The organism is Erwinia sp. BNK-24-b (assembly GCF_047456155.1).
In the GTDB taxonomy this organism is placed as follows: Bacteria; Pseudomonadota; Gammaproteobacteria; order Enterobacterales; family Enterobacteriaceae; genus Erwinia; species Erwinia phyllosphaerae.
This window is the reverse complement of record NZ_CP179901.1, coordinates 3,911,251-3,927,493: the sequence shown is the minus strand read 5'-3', so window position 1 is coordinate 3,927,493 and position 16,243 is coordinate 3,911,251. Positions and strand designations below refer to the sequence as shown.

At 54.7% G+C, this 16,243-nt stretch carries 11 protein-coding genes; 4 read left to right on the top strand and 7 right to left on the bottom strand.

All coding sequences use genetic code 11. From position 1 onward, the window contains the following. Positions 1 to 3: 3 nt before the first annotated feature. Entirely contained in the window at positions 4 to 1,005 is a 1,002-nt protein-coding gene (locus ACMGGR_RS18045) for a zinc-binding alcohol dehydrogenase family protein (RefSeq protein WP_246762007.1), read from the bottom strand. Positions 1,006 to 1,103: 98 nt separating this feature from the next. Between ACMGGR_RS18045 and ACMGGR_RS18040 the strand changes: the two genes are divergently transcribed. Beyond that, complete coding sequence (locus ACMGGR_RS18040; RefSeq protein WP_246762048.1) at positions 1,104 to 2,000, top strand: LysR family transcriptional regulator; 897 nt, start codon at positions 1,104 to 1,106, stop codon at positions 1,998 to 2,000. 49 nt (positions 2,001 to 2,049) lie between these two features. On the opposite strand, the gene ettA is transcribed toward ACMGGR_RS18040, so the two are convergent. From ettA to ACMGGR_RS18020, 4 genes are all read right to left on the bottom strand, one after another. Then, on the bottom strand, positions 2,050 to 3,717 hold the full coding sequence (gene ettA, locus ACMGGR_RS18035; RefSeq protein ID WP_246762005.1) for an energy-dependent translational throttle protein EttA: 1,668 nt from the start codon (positions 3,715 to 3,717) through the stop codon (positions 2,050 to 2,052). A 108-nt stretch (positions 3,718 to 3,825) separates the two neighbouring features. After that, positions 3,826 to 4,602, bottom strand: coding sequence for a DNA-binding transcriptional repressor DeoR (gene deoR / locus ACMGGR_RS18030; RefSeq protein WP_246762003.1), 777 nt, complete (start codon positions 4,600 to 4,602; stop codon positions 3,826 to 3,828). A 145-nt stretch (positions 4,603 to 4,747) separates the two neighbouring features. Continuing rightward, positions 4,748 to 8,680 (bottom strand): amino acid adenylation domain-containing protein, encoded by a 3,933-nt coding sequence (locus tag ACMGGR_RS18025; RefSeq protein WP_414147485.1) that lies wholly within the window; start codon positions 8,678 to 8,680, stop codon positions 4,748 to 4,750. A 622-nt stretch (positions 8,681 to 9,302) separates the two neighbouring features. Continuing rightward, positions 9,303 to 11,393 (bottom strand): HAD-IC family P-type ATPase, encoded by a 2,091-nt coding sequence (locus tag ACMGGR_RS18020; RefSeq protein ID WP_246762000.1) that lies wholly within the window; start codon positions 11,391 to 11,393, stop codon positions 9,303 to 9,305. A 332-nt stretch (positions 11,394 to 11,725) separates the two neighbouring features. Here ACMGGR_RS18020 and sltY point away from each other — a divergent pair, with 332 nt between their 5' ends. Together sltY and trpR are read left to right on the top strand one after the other, a co-directional pair. Beyond that, positions 11,726 to 13,648 carry a murein transglycosylase gene (gene sltY, locus ACMGGR_RS18015; protein WP_246761998.1) on the top strand — a complete coding sequence of 641 codons (1,923 nt, stop codon included), beginning with the start codon at positions 11,726 to 11,728 and terminating at the stop codon, positions 13,646 to 13,648. A 53-nt stretch (positions 13,649 to 13,701) separates the two neighbouring features. Beyond that, the gene (gene trpR, locus ACMGGR_RS18010; protein ID WP_246761996.1) at positions 13,702 to 14,031 is read left to right on the top strand and encodes a trp operon repressor; all 330 of its coding nucleotides are present in this window, start codon (positions 13,702 to 13,704) and stop codon (positions 14,029 to 14,031) included. Here the strand turns inward: trpR and yjjX are convergent. After that, positions 14,017 to 14,550: an inosine/xanthosine triphosphatase gene (gene yjjX / locus ACMGGR_RS18005; RefSeq protein WP_414147484.1), complete on the bottom strand. Its 534-nt coding sequence runs from the start codon at positions 14,548 to 14,550 to the stop codon at positions 14,017 to 14,019. The genes trpR and yjjX overlap by 15 nt on opposite strands. A 51-nt stretch (positions 14,551 to 14,601) precedes the next feature. On the opposite strand from yjjX, the gene gpmB reads away from it, so the two are divergent. Next, positions 14,602 to 15,249, top strand: a complete 648-nt coding sequence (gene gpmB, locus ACMGGR_RS18000) for a 2,3-diphosphoglycerate-dependent phosphoglycerate mutase GpmB (protein ID WP_246761993.1) — start codon at positions 14,602 to 14,604, stop codon at positions 15,247 to 15,249. Between the two features lie 69 nt (positions 15,250 to 15,318). Here gpmB and robA read toward each other — a convergent pair whose 3' ends face one another. Next, positions 15,319 to 16,197 carry an MDR efflux pump AcrAB transcriptional activator RobA gene (gene robA, locus ACMGGR_RS17995; RefSeq protein WP_246761991.1) on the bottom strand — a complete coding sequence of 293 codons (879 nt, stop codon included), beginning with the start codon at positions 16,195 to 16,197 and terminating at the stop codon, positions 15,319 to 15,321. Positions 16,198 to 16,243 lie beyond the last annotated feature (46 nt).

Sequence of the window (16,243 nt, the reverse complement as noted above, 5' to 3'; positions counted from 1 at the left end):
TACTTAGTAAACCAGCACCACTTTGCCGCGCATGTGGCCTTCCAGCACCAGTTGGTGTGCCTGCGTCAACGTCTCTACGCTTAAACCGTGCAGCGTTTTACTGAGTGAAGTAGTGACTTTCCCTTCATCCAGCAGTTTTGCCGTCGCGGCCAGAATTTCGCCCTGTTTAGCGATATCCGGCGTGGTGTACATGCTGCGGGTATACATGAATTCCCAGTGCAGCGCCGCGCTTTTTAGCTTGAGTTGCTCCATGTCCAGCGGCTTTTCGTTTTCCACGATGGTGCAAATCTGGCCCTGTGGCGCAATCAACTGCGCCAGCGTGTTCCAGTGACCATCTGTATCGTTCAGACAGAAGATATAATCAACCTGCTTCAGGCCGTGTTTTTCCAGCTCTGCTGGCATATCTTTATAGTTAATAACCAGGTCGGCTCCGCGATCTTTACACCACTGGGCAGAATCCGGCTGTGAAGCGGTAGCTATAATTTTTACTTTGCTGTGCAGCTTAGCAAAGGGGATAGCCAGCGAACCTACGCCGCCCGCGCCGCCGACAATCAACAGCGTTTTGCCTTCTGCGGCCTGGTCGATATGGAGTCTGTCAAACAGTCCTTCCCACGCGGTTAGCGCCGTCAGCGGGATAGCAGCGGCCTCCGCCCAGTTCAGCGAGGCTGGCTTATGACCGACAATACGGGAATCGATGAGCTGCTGCGTCGCGTTGCTGCCCGGACGAGTGATGTCACCGGCGTAGTAAACTTCATCACCGGGTTTAAAATTATTGACTTTACTGCCCACTTCCAGCACAACGCCGCTGGCATCCCAGCCCAGAATACGCGGTTGCTGCAGGCCATTTTTTTGTGCGCCTTTGTGCACTTTGGTATCAACCGGATTTACCGAGGCGGCTTTGACCTCTACCAGCAGGTCATAATCTTCAGGGCCATGTTTATCTGTTTGTATTTCAATAAATTGATCCGGTTTTTCTGGATTTACAGCAATAGCTCGGATTGTCATAGCGCATTTCCTTTAAGTTGTGTTAATTGAGTGTAGAAGCTAAGCAGGCTAATGATAAGCCGTACAATTACTAACTCAGTGTTCGTGTCAGGTGAACAATCATGTTTAAGCAGCTGCAGGCTATGGCCCTTTTCGCCATGGTGGCCGAATGCGGCAGTTTTACCGGGGCGGCTAAGCGCGCGGGACTGCCGAAGTCCAGCGTTAGCCAGCGTATCAGTCAACTTGAGCAGACGCTGGGACTGCGTCTGATTAACCGTACGACCCGACAGCTCAATCTGACCTTTGCCGGAGAGCGCTATCTTGTGCACTGCAGCGAGATGCTGCAGGCCAGTGAAAGAGCCAGTATGACTATCGAGCGGCTACGGGATAATCCCAGCGGGCGACTACGCATTACTTCACCAGCCGGTATTGGCGCTACGCTGCTGGCGCGGTTTAACGCCACTTTTCAACAGGCCTATCCGGACGTCACGCTGGAGGTTGCCGTTTCGGACGAGGTGCGCGACATTGTCCAGGAGGGCTATGACATCGCTTTACGTACCGGCCAGCCGCAGGATTCATCGCTGATTGGCCGTCGGATAGGCTATTGCGATCGCCTGATGGTGGCCTCGCCCGATTATCTGGCGTGCTATAAAGCGATTACGCATCCGCAGCAGCTGGCGGAGCATCGCTGTATTGCACATCGCGCGTGGAATGAGTGGGTATTAAAAAAGGATGAGGAGTTTTACCGCTGGCTGCTGCCGCCGGTACATATCACCGATAATTTGGTTTATGCGCGAGAGTGCGCGCTGGAAGGTGCCGGTATTACTTTGCTGCCGCGATTTCTGGCAGAAGAGTCGCTATTGGCGGGAACGCTGGTAGACGTGCTGCCGGACTGGAAAGTATCAGGCAATGAACTGTGGCTGGTTTATCCGAGCCGCAAGCTGAATTCGCCCGCGCTGGTACGCTTTGTCGACTTTGCGCTGGAGTCCGAGGTGTTTCGGGAGTTTTACCGGTAATAAAAAGCGTGCGGGCTAAGCGCTCCCGCACGCTGATGCAGTTAACTTCTTACTTGCTCATACGCTTGTACTTGATGCGTTTTGGCTCCAGCGCATCCGCGCCCAGCGTACGCTTCTTGTACTCTTCGTATTCGGTGAAGTTACCTTCAAAGAATTCGATTTTGCCTTCATCCTGATAGTCCAGAATGTGCGTGGCGATACGGTCCAGGAACCAGCGGTCATGCGAGATAACCATCGCGCAGCCCGGGAACTCCAGCAGGGCGTTTTCCAGCGCGCGCAGGGTTTCAATATCCAGGTCGTTGGTCGGTTCATCGAGCAGTAGCATGTTGCCGCCAACCTGCAGCAGCTTGGCCAGATGCAGACGACCGCGTTCACCGCCGGACAGTTCGCCCACGCGTTTACCCTGATCGACGCCTTTAAAGTTAAAGCGGCCAACGTAGGCGCGGCTTGGCATTTCGGTGTTGCCGATGCGCATGATGTCCTGGCCGCCGGACACTTCTTCCCAGACGGTTTTAGAGTTATCCATGCTGTCGCGGAACTGGTCCACGGACGCCAGCTTCACGGTGTCGCCCAGCACGATATTGCCGGAATCAGGCTGCTCCTGACCGGACATCATACGGAACAGCGTTGATTTACCCGCGCCGTTTGGACCGATAATGCCGACGATAGCCCCTTTCGGTACGGAGAAGGAGAGGTCGTCAATCAGTACGCGATCGCCATAAGATTTGCGCAGATTGCTGATTTCCAGCACTTTATCGCCAAGGCGCGCGCCTGGTGGAATAAAGAGTTCGTTGGTTTCGTTACGCTTCTGGTAGTCGGTGCTGTTCAGTTCTTCAAAACGCGCCAGGCGGGCTTTGCCTTTAGACTGACGGCCTTTGGTACCGGCGCGCACCCACTCCAGCTCTTTCTCAATCGATTTACGGCGAGCCGCTTCGCTTGACGCTTCCTGCGCCAGACGAGCATCTTTCTGCTCCAGCCAGGAAGAGTAGTTGCCTTCCCACGGGATACCTTCGCCACGGTCCAGCTCCAGGATCCAGCCAGCCACGTTGTCCAGGAAGTAACGGTCATGGGTAATTGCAACTACGGTGCCTTCAAAGTCGTGCAGGAAGCGTTCCAGCCACGCCACGGATTCAGCATCCAGGTGGTTGGTTGGTTCGTCCAGCAGCAGCATGTCCGGTTTTTCCAGCAGCAGACGGCACAGCGCGACGCGGCGGCGTTCACCACCGGAAAGATTCGCGATTTTTGCATCCCAGTCCGGCAGGCGCAGCGCATCGGCGGCGCGTTCCAGCTGCGTATTCAGGTTATGGCCGTCGTGCGCCTGGATAATCTCTTCCAGACGACCTTGCTCAGCGGCCAGCTTGTCAAAATCCGCATCTTCTTCTGCGTACAGCGCGTACACCTCGTCCAGACGCTTCAGCGCGCCAACGACTTCGGCCAGCGCTTCCTCCACCGATTCGCGAACGGTGTGCTCCAGATTGAGCTGCGGCTCCTGCGGCAGATAGCCGATTTTGATACCGGGCTGCGGGCGCGCCTCGCCTTCGATATCTTTATCAATGCCGGCCATAATGCGCAGCAGCGTGGATTTACCCGCGCCGTTTAAACCCAGCACGCCAATTTTTGCGCCAGGGAAAAAGCTCAGGGAGATGTTTTTCAGGATATGACGCTTCGGCGGAACGACTTTGCCGACGCGATGCATGCTATAGACGAATTGAGCCACGTAGGATGAGCCTCTTGATGTCTGTTTAGTAACCGGGGCATTCACTGCCCACTCAGACCCCGAAGTTTAGCTGGTTTCACCCGGCAATCACAGCCGTGAAACGACAGTTTATCCCGACGTGGCCGACAGGTATTGCGTAACGCCAGCCAGCTCCAGCTGCTGCGCCAGCTTTTTCGGCGCGGCCTCATCGCTGATTAACGTATCAAACAGGGCCAGATCGCCAATGCGGGCAGGCAGCACTTTGCCAAATTTGCTGCTGTCGGCCACCAGAATTTTATGGCTGGCGCGCACCAGGACCTGGTGTTTCATCGGCAGTTCATTGAGATTAAAACAGGTTACGCCCTGATCCACATCGATGCCCGCTGCCGAAATAAAGGCTTTGCCGGGACAAAGATTGTCGATCACCGATCCCTGGCCCAGCGGCGTGAAAATCGCGTTATCGGCGTGAAACTCGCCACCGTTGAGGATCACCCGGCAACGCGGTTTTTCTTTCAGCGCCAGAAACGTATTGACCGCGCAGCAGATGGCGATAAATTCCAGATCGTTATCGATAGCTTCAATAATCCACGGCATGGTCGTGCCGCAATCGAAAAATACCGTATCGCCCGGCTGGATCAGCGTGGCCGCCAGCTGGCCCAGCCGCCGTTTTTTGTCGACGTTGTGCGTCTGCTGATCGGAAACAAAATAGTGGCGCTGGGTAGCTTTCGGATCGCTGACGATGTAGCCGCCAAGCAGAACCACGGTGGAAGGCTGCTCGTTAAGATCGCGGCGAATAGTCATTTCAGACACGCCCAGCATCAGCGCCGCCTCTTTTAGATGGATTTTGTCAGTGCGCTTGAGCGCCTGCGCCAGTTTTTTTACTCGCTCACTGCTACGGGTTTCCATGGACGAATTTCCTTTGAGTTTTGGAAGCCGCTTTTCCGGATAAAACGATGCTGTTTTAGCAGGTTGCAGGAAGAGAAGCAGGCAGAAGAATCATCTTACCTGCATCGGGAAAAGGCCGCAAACTACCCCGTTTGCGGCAAAAGTATCAGGCCGTAGGCGTTACCTGTGGGACCACGGTCAGGGCGGCAATAATTTCCTGATGGCAGGAGATAATGGAGTGGTGGTCGGCTGCCAGCGGTATCACTTTCAGATGCGAACAAATTTTACTCAGTCCGTTATCGGCAATGGCCAGAACTTCGCGCCCGTCAGCCTCGCTTTCAAGGGTCAGGCCGAGGAACTTCGTGGCCTTAAACAGAGTGACCCGCGTGTGGAAAAGCCTGGCGCTTAGCGTCTGGTTATTGAGCCTTATTTCGGTTTCTTCAGCAGCAAGTGCGCGTCTGACCACGTTACCCTCCAGGCCAAGAGAAGCCAGTAAGGAAGCCAGCATGCCCGGCACGATATGCTGCTGTATGGCCGTCTGATAAAAGCTATCCAGCATAAAGACATGAATATGCTGATAGCCAGCCTGCTCAAGCTGCGCGGCTATTTCCAGCGCAATCAGACCGCCCAGCGACCAGCCAAGCAGGTAAACAGGACGGTTTTTCGGTAAACCGCGCTGCCGTATATGTTGTAAGTAATAGCTGGCCAGCGCAGGAAGCGCGGCAATATGCGGTTGGTTAAACAAGTTGTAGTTATTAATACCAATAACATTCATCTTGCCTTCAAGACTTAACGCCAGCTCGCGATAAATTTCGCAGCCGACGACGGCAGGATGCACCATCCACAAATCCTGTTCGGCACAATGTGCATTCAACGGCTGCAATAAACAGAAATCTTCCTGATGCTGATTAAGCTGTTTAAGAAGCTTTTGCAGCGGATCCGGGGTGGCGGCTATGGCGAGCGGGCTACCGGCACGTATCGCGCTGGCCTGTGCTTGCAGCGTGGTATGGGAAAACAGCGTTTTCATCTCTATCGCTATTCCCTGCTTTTTAAGCCGCATCATCAGCTGGATGGCGTGCAGAGAATGGCCGCCAAGCGCAAAGAAATCATCGTCACGGCTTACCTGGCCAACGCCCAGTAAATCACGCCAGCATTCGGCCAGCAGTCGTTCGTCATCGTCAGCTGGCGGCACAAAAGATTTCTCCTCACTGGCCTGCGGTTGCGGCAGCGCTTTGCGGTCCAGCTTACCGTTTGGCGACAGCGGAAAGGCATCCAGCTGCACAATAACCGCCGGGATCATGTGATCGGGTAGCGTTCCTTTTAACGCCTGGCGAAGACGCTGGCTAAGATCGGCTTCCTGCTGCGCTACTACCCACGCCACCAGCCGTTTTCCACCCTGTCCATCATCGCAAGCCTGTACCAACGCCCCTTTTACGCCCTGGCAATGAGAGAGCTGAAGCTCGATTTCGCCTGGCTCAATGCGTAATCCGTGAATTTTTACCTGAAAATCGTTACGCCCCAGATATTCAATGCTGCCGTCGTCCAGCCATCGCGCCAGATCGCCCGTTTTGTACAGTCTGGCTTCCTGGCCCGTGCTGAACGGATCGGCGATAAAACGTTCCTGATTCAGGTCCGGACGATTGAGATAGCCTCTGGCTACCTGAATGCCGCCAATATGCAGTTCACCGCTGGCACCGGGCGGGACGGGCTGTAGCTGCGCGTCGAGAATATAGAGGCGAGTATTGGCAATGGGCCTGCCGATAGGAACCAGCGGGCGCGGATCGCCAGGCTGGCAGTGCCACCAGGAAACGTCAACAGCGGCTTCCGTTGGGCCGTAAAGATTATGTAATTCAGCATGCGGCAGCAGCTGGTGGCAGCGCTGCACCGTAGCCAGCGGCAAAGCTTCTCCGCTACAGATTATGCGTTTTAAGCTGTTACAGTGGGTCATCACGCCGTGGTGCAAAAAGAGTTGCAGCATGGATGGCACAAAGTGCAGCGTAGTGACCTGCTGCTCGCGGATCAGCTCGCTGAGGTAATCCGGTTCGCGATGGCCGCCAGGCTTTGCCAGCGCCAGCCGCGCGCCCGTTATCAGCGGCCAGAAAAACTCCCAGACCGACACGTCAAAGCTAAACGGCGTTTTTTGCAGCACCGTTTCATTCGGCTGGAGCTGATAAGCCTGCTGCATCCACTTTAGCCGGTTCATCACGGCAAGGTGTTCGTTCATCACGCCTTTCGGTTTTCCCGTAGAGCCGGAAGTGTAAATAACATAAGCCAGCGACCGCTGGGGGTTGGCGCAGGCTGCGGGAAGGTTTTCTCCGGGGGCCTCGCGCCAGCGTACTCTGTCATTGTGCAGATGCAGACAAAGAAGGGCGCTTTGCTCTGTTCCCCGTAACGCTTTTTCTCCCGCGTCATCAACCAGTAATATCGCCGCGCCGCAGTCGCTGAGCATTGCGTCAAGGCGATGCTGCGGATAGTCGGGATCGAGCGGCACATAGGCGCCACCTGCTTTAAGCACGGCCAGCAGGGCTACGACCATCTCTTTGCCGCGTTCTACGCACAGCGCAACGCGGTCGTCCGGCTTAAGTCCAAGCCGCCGCAGATGTCTTGCGAGCTGATTGGCCTGGCGATTAAGCGACTGATAGCTGGTTGGTTCAGCGTAGCCGCAGAGTGCCACGGCTTTTGGCTGCGCGGCGACCCGTTGCTCAAACCAGCGATGAATGCCTTCCGGAAACGGCCAGGGCTCGTCCGTGGCGTTCCATTCGGCGAAAATTTTTTGCTGTTCATCAGGCAGCAGCAGCGGCAGTTGGGCAACGGGCAAATTTTCCGGGCCGTCAAGAATGGCGTTCATCATCTGCACCAGACGGTCGGCGATTTGCTCCGCTTCCGCTTCGCTAAACCAGGCCAGGTTAACGTTGCACTCCAGCAGCGGATCGTCGCCGGGATGGTAATGACGCAGATAGACCGCCAGCGGCATCTGCTCATGGTAATGATGCGGCGCCTCCGTTTTTAGCGGAACGCCATCAAGGTCGATATTGGTCGAAAATTCCTCCAGCGAAAAGCTCAGGTCAAACAGCTGGCGGCGGCCCTGCTGGGCAAGCCGTAAATGACGATTTAGCTCGGCGATGGGAAAACGCTGGTGACGATAGTTACGTCGCAGTTCGTCGGCTATCTGCTTAATGACGAGGGTAAAGGGCTGTGCCGTATCGATAGTGAGTTTCGCCGGGATCATGGAAGAGAACATGCCGGCCATCTGCTTATAGCGCGCGCCGCTACGATTGTGCACCGGCACGCCCAGAGCCACCTCGTCGGTTTGCCACTGGCGAGCGTACCAGCAGGCGATCAACGCGCTGAAAAAGTGCATTGCGGAGCCACCAGCGTGCCGGGAAAACGCCACAAGCTGCTGGTAACGAGCGGCTGGGAGCCGCCGAACGGTATGGGTGCTGGGCCAGACCTTGTGCTCAGAAAAGCCTGGACGGCGAACGAGTTGCGAAACGGGTGCCTGGTCAAAATGACGCAGCCAGTATTCGCGGTCACGCTGGTAGCGGGCTGACTGTAAATAGTCGCCGTCGCTGGCAATAAATTCACGGTAGCCCGGCAGAGGCGTCATCGCCGTCAATTCTTTTGACCGTAGTGACTTATAACACTCCATTACTGCCTTACTTAATACCGAAATGGAGGTGCCATCAATAATCAGGTGATGCGCATTAAGCAGCCAGAGAGTGGTCTCATCATTCACTTTTACCGTAAAGCTTCGCCAGAGAAGTTCTCCATACAGTTTAAAAGGTTGGATGAAGTGATTATTTAAAAAATCTTTGGCCTGAGTTAAAGAAAGAGATCCCTTACTCAAATCGTGGTATTCGAGAAGCGGTTCTTTATTATAGACGGTAGTCTGATTAATGCCGTTTTCATTTTCATTCAGGACAATATTTAATGCGTCGTGCTGCCGCATAACATGTCGGATAGCCTGATGAAATAACGCAATATCCAGAGACTTATCAATATGCCACAGCGCGCCGATATTATAGCAGGGCGTGTCGGGCATCAGTTGCTGATCAAGCCAGACGGCCTGCTGCACGGTAGTCAAAGAGAATACGGACACGAGTAGACCTCCGATAAGGGATAGCAAAAAAGTTCAAAGCGGTAACAAGGGACTTAAGTATATTAATTTTTTAATAGGATGATAATAAAATATTTAGTAATTGTTATGAATAAATTAAATTCCGTGAGCGCCGGAATGTTATTATCCCGGATAAACAGCTGGTTGAGGTAATAAAGAGATAGTCTTCTTTTTTTAAGACGTTAATGTAATTGTGGTTAATTGCTTGTGGTGGTCACTTCCTCGTAATGAGATCAATATCTTTTTTAAATACGCAGGTTTAATTATTGGCGAGAATTAACTTTCGGGGTTTTAAAATATGATGGGTAATAGAAGGTTTAACAGGGAAATAGTGTCGAGAGGTTTGCCCTCACTGGTTGTTGCCTGACTGTGTCCTGCATCAGTACTGCGGGTTTATCAGGCGCGGAAAAAGTTTGACCAGTAGCCTGATGGCCGCAAAGATAAAACGGGGCAAAACGCTTGCCCCGTTTTCGCATCAGGATTTACGCCAGAGGCTTTTCAATTGCCCCGTTTTCGCATCAGGATTTACGCCAGCGGCTTTTCAGTTGCCCCGTTTTCGCATCAGGATTTACGCCAGCGGCTTTTCAATTGCCTCGTTTTCGCATCAGGATTTACGCCAGCGGCGCGTCAGCGGCTTTTCAATTTCCACTATTACATACAGCAGCGCGCCAATAACCAGCGTTAACAGCCAGAAGTGCAGCGGTAGCGGCCCAATGCCAAACAGTGTCTTTAGCAACGGCAGGTTAGTGATGGCCAACTGTAACAGCGCAAGCGAGAGGCCGATAACCCACGGGCTCTTTGTTTTTAGCAGGGTGATGTTCAGCGAAAAATGTTCATTATCGCGGCAGTTGAGCATATAGAACCACTGAGCGGTAACAACGGCTTGCAGCAGGACGGTACGGATAAATGCCGCGTCGTAGCCGCGTGACTGAAGGCCTGCTTCCAGTAGAAAAACGCTTAGCGCAATCAGCGCACCGACAAAGCTTACGTGCCAGATAGCCCAGCCATCCATAATGCTACGATTTGCCTTGTGGGGTTTAAGATCGCTCTCCTGCGGCTCGGCAGTTTCAAACGCAAGGCCGAAAGAGAGCATGACCGACATGACGATGTTCACCCACAAAATCTGTTCCGGCGTCAGCGGCATCGGTTTACCCAGTAGCGTGGCGGCAATCAGCAGCAGCGCCTGGCCCAGACAAAACGGCACCACGAACAGGATGGTTTTTTTCAGGTTGTTCCAGACGCGGCGGCCTTCTTTTACTGCGTTAGCAAGCGTGGCAAAACTGTCGTCGGTTAAAACCATATCGGCAGCGGCTCGGGTACCTTCCATGCCCCTGATGCCCATCGCAATACCGACATCGGCCTGCTTCAGCGCAGGTGCATCGCCAATGTTGTCGCCCGTCATGCCGACCACTTCCCCCTGGCTTTGCAGGGCCCTGACCAGACGCAGCTTATGTTGCGGGCTGATACGCGAGAAAATATCATGGCGGCAGGCTGCCTGAGCCAGCTCTTTATCATCCATCTGTTCAAGCTGCTGGCCGGTTAGCGCACCGTTGTTTGTGCCAATACCCAGCGTTCGACCCGTCGCTATCGCCGTATCCGGACTCTCCTCCGTCATCATTTTTACCCGAACGCCAGCACGATGGCAGTCGGCAATGGCTTTGACCGTCATCTCTTTTGTGGTCAGCATGCTGGTCTGGTCGCTGCATATCACGGTCATTGCGCCCAGCGTTTCTACCTTCGGCAGCTTGCGGATCATGGCTTTTTTTCTCGCCATAGTCTGTACGCCCAGCAACAGGATAAGCGAGATTATTGCCGGTAACCCTTCCGGCACGGCGGCCACGGCCAGACCAGTCAACGTGGGTCGCAGTTCGGCAAACGACATTTTATGTAGCGAGAGCGAACAGAAGCACAACAAAACGATCGATAACACGATCAGCACGGAAATAGTGCGGCCCAGCTTGTGCAACTGCATCAGCAGCGGTGTCCGTAACTGCCCGATATCCGCCATCAGATGAGTAACCTTGCCCAGCTCGGTTTTTTCTCCGGTTGCCACCACGATACCGGTCGCGCTACCGGATAAAACAGTGGAGCCGCAAAACACCATATTTTCGCGTTCGCCGATAGTTAGCTCGGCTTCCATCGCGGCTGTATGCTTGAACACGGGAGCAGGTTCACCGGTGAGCATTGCTTCCTCTACCCGAAAATAATGTGCTTCTGTTAAACGCATATCGGCGGGCACGCGGTCCCCCGCCTGTAAAATAACGATATCGCCCGGTACAAGCTCGCCAGCGTTCACCAGCTGACGGCTATTATCGCGTTTCACCAGCGCGCGCAGCGGCAGTATGGTTTCGATACCGGCTAAAGATTTTTCCGCTTTATTTTCCTGAATAAAGGCAATCAGCGCATTGATAAAGACCACGGCCAGGATCACGCTGGTATCTACCCATTGCGCCATCAGGCCGGTTAGTACAGCTGTGGTTAGCAGGATATAAATCAACAAGTCGTTGAAGTGACTAAGAAAACGCATCAGCGGATTTTTTTTCCGTCGGGAAGGTAGCCGGTTCGCGCCCAGGACGCTCAGGCGTGTCCGGGCTTCTTCTGCCGTTAAGCCTGACGGATGACTTTGCATTCTTTGTATTACGCCAGCCACATCATGGCGATACCAGGCTGGCGCTGGTTTTACTTTCTGTATCACGGGAAATCCTTGCCGGGAAGGTTAATAACAAAACAGGCCTGCCAACCTCTTAAGCTCGGCCGGGGCCGCTTACGGGTGCAGGCAGAAAGTTGTTTTTGCGCGATGAGCGCAGGGAGGGCCATGCTGAAGGAAAGGGGGCAGGGGAGTGTTGATCGACGTTAATATTTATCGGGCAAGCTTTGCTTAACCGATGCTGATTTAACCACCGTTTAACCTGTCAACGTAGAGTAAATTTTTGTTGCGACATAGCGAGACGGGCCAGCCCTGGTTAGCATGTTAATAATTTGAATAGTAATAACAGGGCAAAGAGAGGCGCTAACGTGAGGAAAGTCATGGTGGACAAGTGGCAGTTTTGGATAGCAGGTGCCTGCCTGGCGCTGGTGGCAGGTTCGGCACAGGCCGACTCACTGGATGCGCAACGCACCCGCTATCTGCAAATTAAGCAGGCATGGGACAGCAATCAAATGGATCAGGTGGCGCAGTTAATGCCTGGACTGCGCGACTATCCTCTCTATCCCTATCTGGAATATCGCGTTCTGGCGCAAAATCTTGACCAGCAAAGCGGCTTCGTGATCAACGACTTTATTAAAAAGTATCCGACGTTGCCGCCGGTGCGCACGCTCTCTTCACGCTTTGTCAACGAGCTGGCGCGGCGGCAGGACTGGCGCGGTTTGCTGGTTTTCAGTCCGACCGAGCCGAAACCGGTCGCCGCCCGCTGTAACTGGTATTACGCCAAATGGGCGACTGGCGAACAGCAGGTTGCCTGGGACGGCGCGAAATCTATCTGGCTGCGCGGCACCTCTCTGCCTGCGGCCTGCGACAAGCTGTTTGATGCCTGGCAGGCGGCTGGCGAGCAAACGCCGATCACCACGCTGGAACGCATTCGTTTGGCTATGGTGGCGGGCAACAGCAACCTGGTGAATTTCCTGGCGAAGCAGCTTCCCGAGGATTACCAGACTATTGCCAATGCGGTGATGGATTTGCAAAACAATCCGCAGAATATAGAGGCGTTTGCCCGCGTGGCTGGCCCGACCAATTTTACTCGTCAGGCAACCCTCGTCGCCTTTGCTCGCGTAGCGCGTGACGACGTGGAAAACGCCAGGGCGATGATCCCTTCGCTGGTTCGTCTGCAAAAGATGAGCGAACAGCAGGAGCAAGAGCTGGACGAAGCGGTGGCGTGGCGGCTGATGGACAATAGCGTCACCACGGAGCAGGCTCGCTGGCGCGATAACGTCGTGATGCGTAGCGACTCCGATTCCCTGATTGAGCGCCGGATCCGCATGGCGCTGGGCAACAACGATCGTCGGGGTATGAATACCTGGATTGCACGTTTACCGGTAGAGGCGAAGCAAAAGGATGAATGGCAATACTGGCAGGCCGATCTGCTGTTAGAGCAGGGCCGGAAAGAAGAGGCCGATAAGATTCTGCGCAGCCTGATGCAGGAACGCGGCTTCTATCCGATGGTGGCGGCCCAGCGGCTTGGCGTGGCCTATCCTTTGCAGATTGATGAAGCGCCGGCGGTGGACGGCAGCCTGACGCAGGGCGCGGAAATCGCCCGCGTGCGTGAGCTGATGTACTGGAATATGGACAACCTGGCCCGCACGGAGTGGAGCTACCTGGTCGGCAGCAAAAATCGCAGTCAGCAGCAGCAGCTGGCGCGCTACGCTTATGAACAGAACTGGTGGGTGCTTAGCGTACAGGCAACCATTTCCGGCAAGCTATGGAACAGCCTGAAAGAGCGTTTCCCGCTGGCCTATAAGGAGCAATTCGAACGTTATACGCAAGGAAAAGCGATACCCATCAGCTATGCAATGGCCATCGCCCGTCAGGAAAGCGCGTGGAACCCTAAAGTTCGCTCGCCGGTTGGCGCAGCCGGGTTGATGCAGGTAATGCCCGCCACCGCGCAGCATACGGTGAAGGTTTATAGCCTGCCCGGCTACAGCAACAGCAGCCAGCTGCTGGACGCGGAAACCAATATTGAGATCGGTACGCAATATCTGGAGTCGGTATACCAGCAGTTTGGCCAGAACCGTATCTTCTCATCGGCGGCTTACAACGCCGGACCGTCGCGGGTCAGAACCTGGCTGGGCAACAGCGCCGGAAGACTTGATTCGGTAGCCTTTATCGAAACTATTCCCTTTTCTGAAACGCGTAACTATGTGAAGAACGTGTTGGCTTATGATGCTTACTATCGTCATTTTATGAACAAATCTGACAACATTCTCTCTGACAGTGAATGGCAACGGCGCTACTGATCCCGGGTAGCCTGTGCTATGCTACTGTACTAGTTAAAGAGTATGGGCTACCTATGATCGAACCTTCTGTTCCTGTGACGATGGAACCGCATAATGAAGAGTGGCAGCGTTTTGTCGCGCTGCTGCAGCTTGCTTTTGAAAGCGGACTCCACCTGCCGCTGCTTCAGCTGATGATGACGCCGGACGAGCGCGAAGCGCTGGGCACGCGCTTGCGTATTATTGAAGAGCTGATGCGCGGCGAAATGAGCCAGCGCGAGCTAAAAAATGATTTAGGCGTAGGGATTGCGACCATAACCAGAGGCTCAAACAGCCTGAAGAGCGCGCCGCCAGCGTTAAAAGCCTGGCTGGAGACGCAGCTGCTTAACGGTTCAGAAAAGATCTGATCCCTGCTGGTAAATCGCGTTGTGAAACGGGCAGAGCGCAAGGATGAGCGCCTGGTGATAAACGCTGGTACGCGTCAGCTGACCTGCGGTGAAGGCACCGATAGCGCCGCCTTTATGTTTAATATTTTCAATGCCGGTCAGGTTTGCCATCACTTCTCCCAGCTCCTGGCCGCTCTCAATACCTTTCAGCACCACAGGCGGCAGCGTAAAGCTGGCAGAACGCGATTCGCCACGCAGCTGAGGGCTTTCTATCACCATCCATGCAAAAGCGTCCTTTTGCTCAATGCCTGCCTCAATGGCTACCCAAAAATCGGCCTGTGGACGAAGCCGGCGGGCATTTGCCACGCGCTGGCGTGCGCCGGTTCGCGTTTCTGCATCCGTGAGAGGCTGTAGCGCCACGCCGCTATCGACCTCCACGCCCTCAATATGGCAGGATCCTTCCCCGAAAATATCGCTGAAAGCCAGAGAAATTGCCTTAATTTTTGCCGGATTAATGGTCGCAGCGATAACATGGTACATAATTGTTTGAACCCCTTACGCAAATTAGCCGCAGTATAACGGAAAATAATAATGGTACAGGTCTATCTTGTTCGTCACGGAGAAACGCTTTGGAATGCGGCGCGACGCATTCAGGGTCAGTCTGACAGCGCGCTGACGCCAAAGGGAATAGAGCAGGCACAGCAGGTGGGCGACAGGGTCAAGCAGCTGGGTATCACCCACGTGATTGCCAGCGATCTGGGACGCACCAGGCATACGGCAGAAATTATTGCAGACGCCTGTGGCTGTCGCGTCAGGCTGGATCCGCGCCTGCGCGAGCTGAACATGGGCGTGTTGGAGCAGCGGCCGTTAGCTTCACTGACGGCAGAAGAAGAGAGCTGGCGTGCCACGCTGGTCAACGGCACGGAAAACGGGCGCATTCCCGGTGGCGAATCTATGTCGGAAATGGCCGCGCGCATGCATGAAGCGCTTAACGCCTGCCTGGCGTTGCCCGCCGGAAGCCGTCCGCTGCTGGTCAGTCACGGTATGGCACTGGGCGTGCTGGTCAGTACGCTGCTGGGACTGCCGGCCTATGCTGAGCGGCGGCTGCGGCTGCGTAACTGTTCTCTTTCCCGCGTTGATTATCAGCAGAGCGACTGGCTGGCATCCGGATGGGTGGTGGAGACGGCTGGTGATGTCGCGCATCTTGATGCACCGGCGCTGGACGAGCTCCAGCGCTAGCGGAATCACGCGCCAGCAGGCTACGAAAAATAGCCCGTGCCGACCGTTGGCAGGCGGTCGCCGCGCTATTTACTCCGCCGTTCGGCGAATCGGGATCAGATATTCGCAGCGAATGTCCACCGGCGGTTCCGGCAGTTTTTTGCCGCCGTGCGTATAAAAACGCTCAATATCCTGGCCGTGGCGGCGCGTTAACTGCAGGGTCGGCATGCAGGTGCCGTAGAGCAGCAGGATGAACTCCTGCAGGTTGACCCTTGGCCCCTCGTAGACAAACTGTACGTACTCGCCGCCTTCCAGTAAGACCGTCTGTGTGGCCGGGACAGGCTGGAAAAGCTTGTCGGACGGCACCGCCGTGGTATAGAGGATCTCCTGCTCGTCATCTTTTTCCACGCTCGGGCGAGACTGATGCAGCCCGTACAGCACGGGTGGAATGGTGTCTGTTTCCGTCAGGAACTGACGCCAGAAATGCAGGCGCATTTCATCACGATAGCTGGAGATTTGCTCAAGCGTACAGGTATAGGTCTGCGTTTGCCCCACCAGTACCGTTTCCGGCAGGCTGACATAGCTGGCTTCCGGCAGCTGGAAATCATCGAGCCGGATAGGCGGACGCAGGCCAAAGGAGTGCCAGTCTGAAGAGCGGCGATACCAGGCAGGCGTCTGGCTAAACTGCTTTTTAAACGCGCGGGTAAAGGTTTGCTGTGAATCAAACCGATACTGCAAAGCAATATCCAGAATAGGACGACTGGTCAGACGCAGCGCGACGGCCGCTTTCGACAGCCTGCGGGCGCGAATATAGGCACCAATCGCATGACCGGTGACCTCTTTGAACATTCTCTGCAAGTGCCATTTTGAATAGCCTGCTCTGGCAGCAACGTGATCCAGAGACAGCGGCTGGTCAAGGTGGCCTTCAAGCCAGAAAAGCAGATCGCGAATGATACCGGCTTGATCCATAAATCGTCCTCATCCTGGGTTATCGTCGTACAGTAAGATTGCTAAA

Coding starts and splice junctions, on each gene's coding strand:
- ACMGGR_RS18045 (WP_246762007.1), bottom strand. CDS start 1,005: ATGACAATCCGAGCTATTGCTGTAAATCCAGAAAAACCGGATCAATTT.
- deoR (WP_246762003.1), bottom strand. CDS start 4,602: ATGGAAACCCGTAGCAGTGAGCGAGTAAAAAAACTGGCGCAGGCGCTC.
- sltY (WP_246761998.1), top strand. CDS start 11,726: ATGGTGGACAAGTGGCAGTTTTGGATAGCAGGTGCCTGCCTGGCGCTG.
- trpR (WP_246761996.1), top strand. CDS start 13,702: ATGATCGAACCTTCTGTTCCTGTGACGATGGAACCGCATAATGAAGAG.
- yjjX (WP_414147484.1), bottom strand. CDS start 14,550: ATGTACCATGTTATCGCTGCGACCATTAATCCGGCAAAAATTAAGGCA.
- gpmB (WP_246761993.1), top strand. CDS start 14,602: ATGGTACAGGTCTATCTTGTTCGTCACGGAGAAACGCTTTGGAATGCG.
- robA (WP_246761991.1), bottom strand. CDS start 16,197: ATGGATCAAGCCGGTATCATTCGCGATCTGCTTTTCTGGCTTGAAGGC.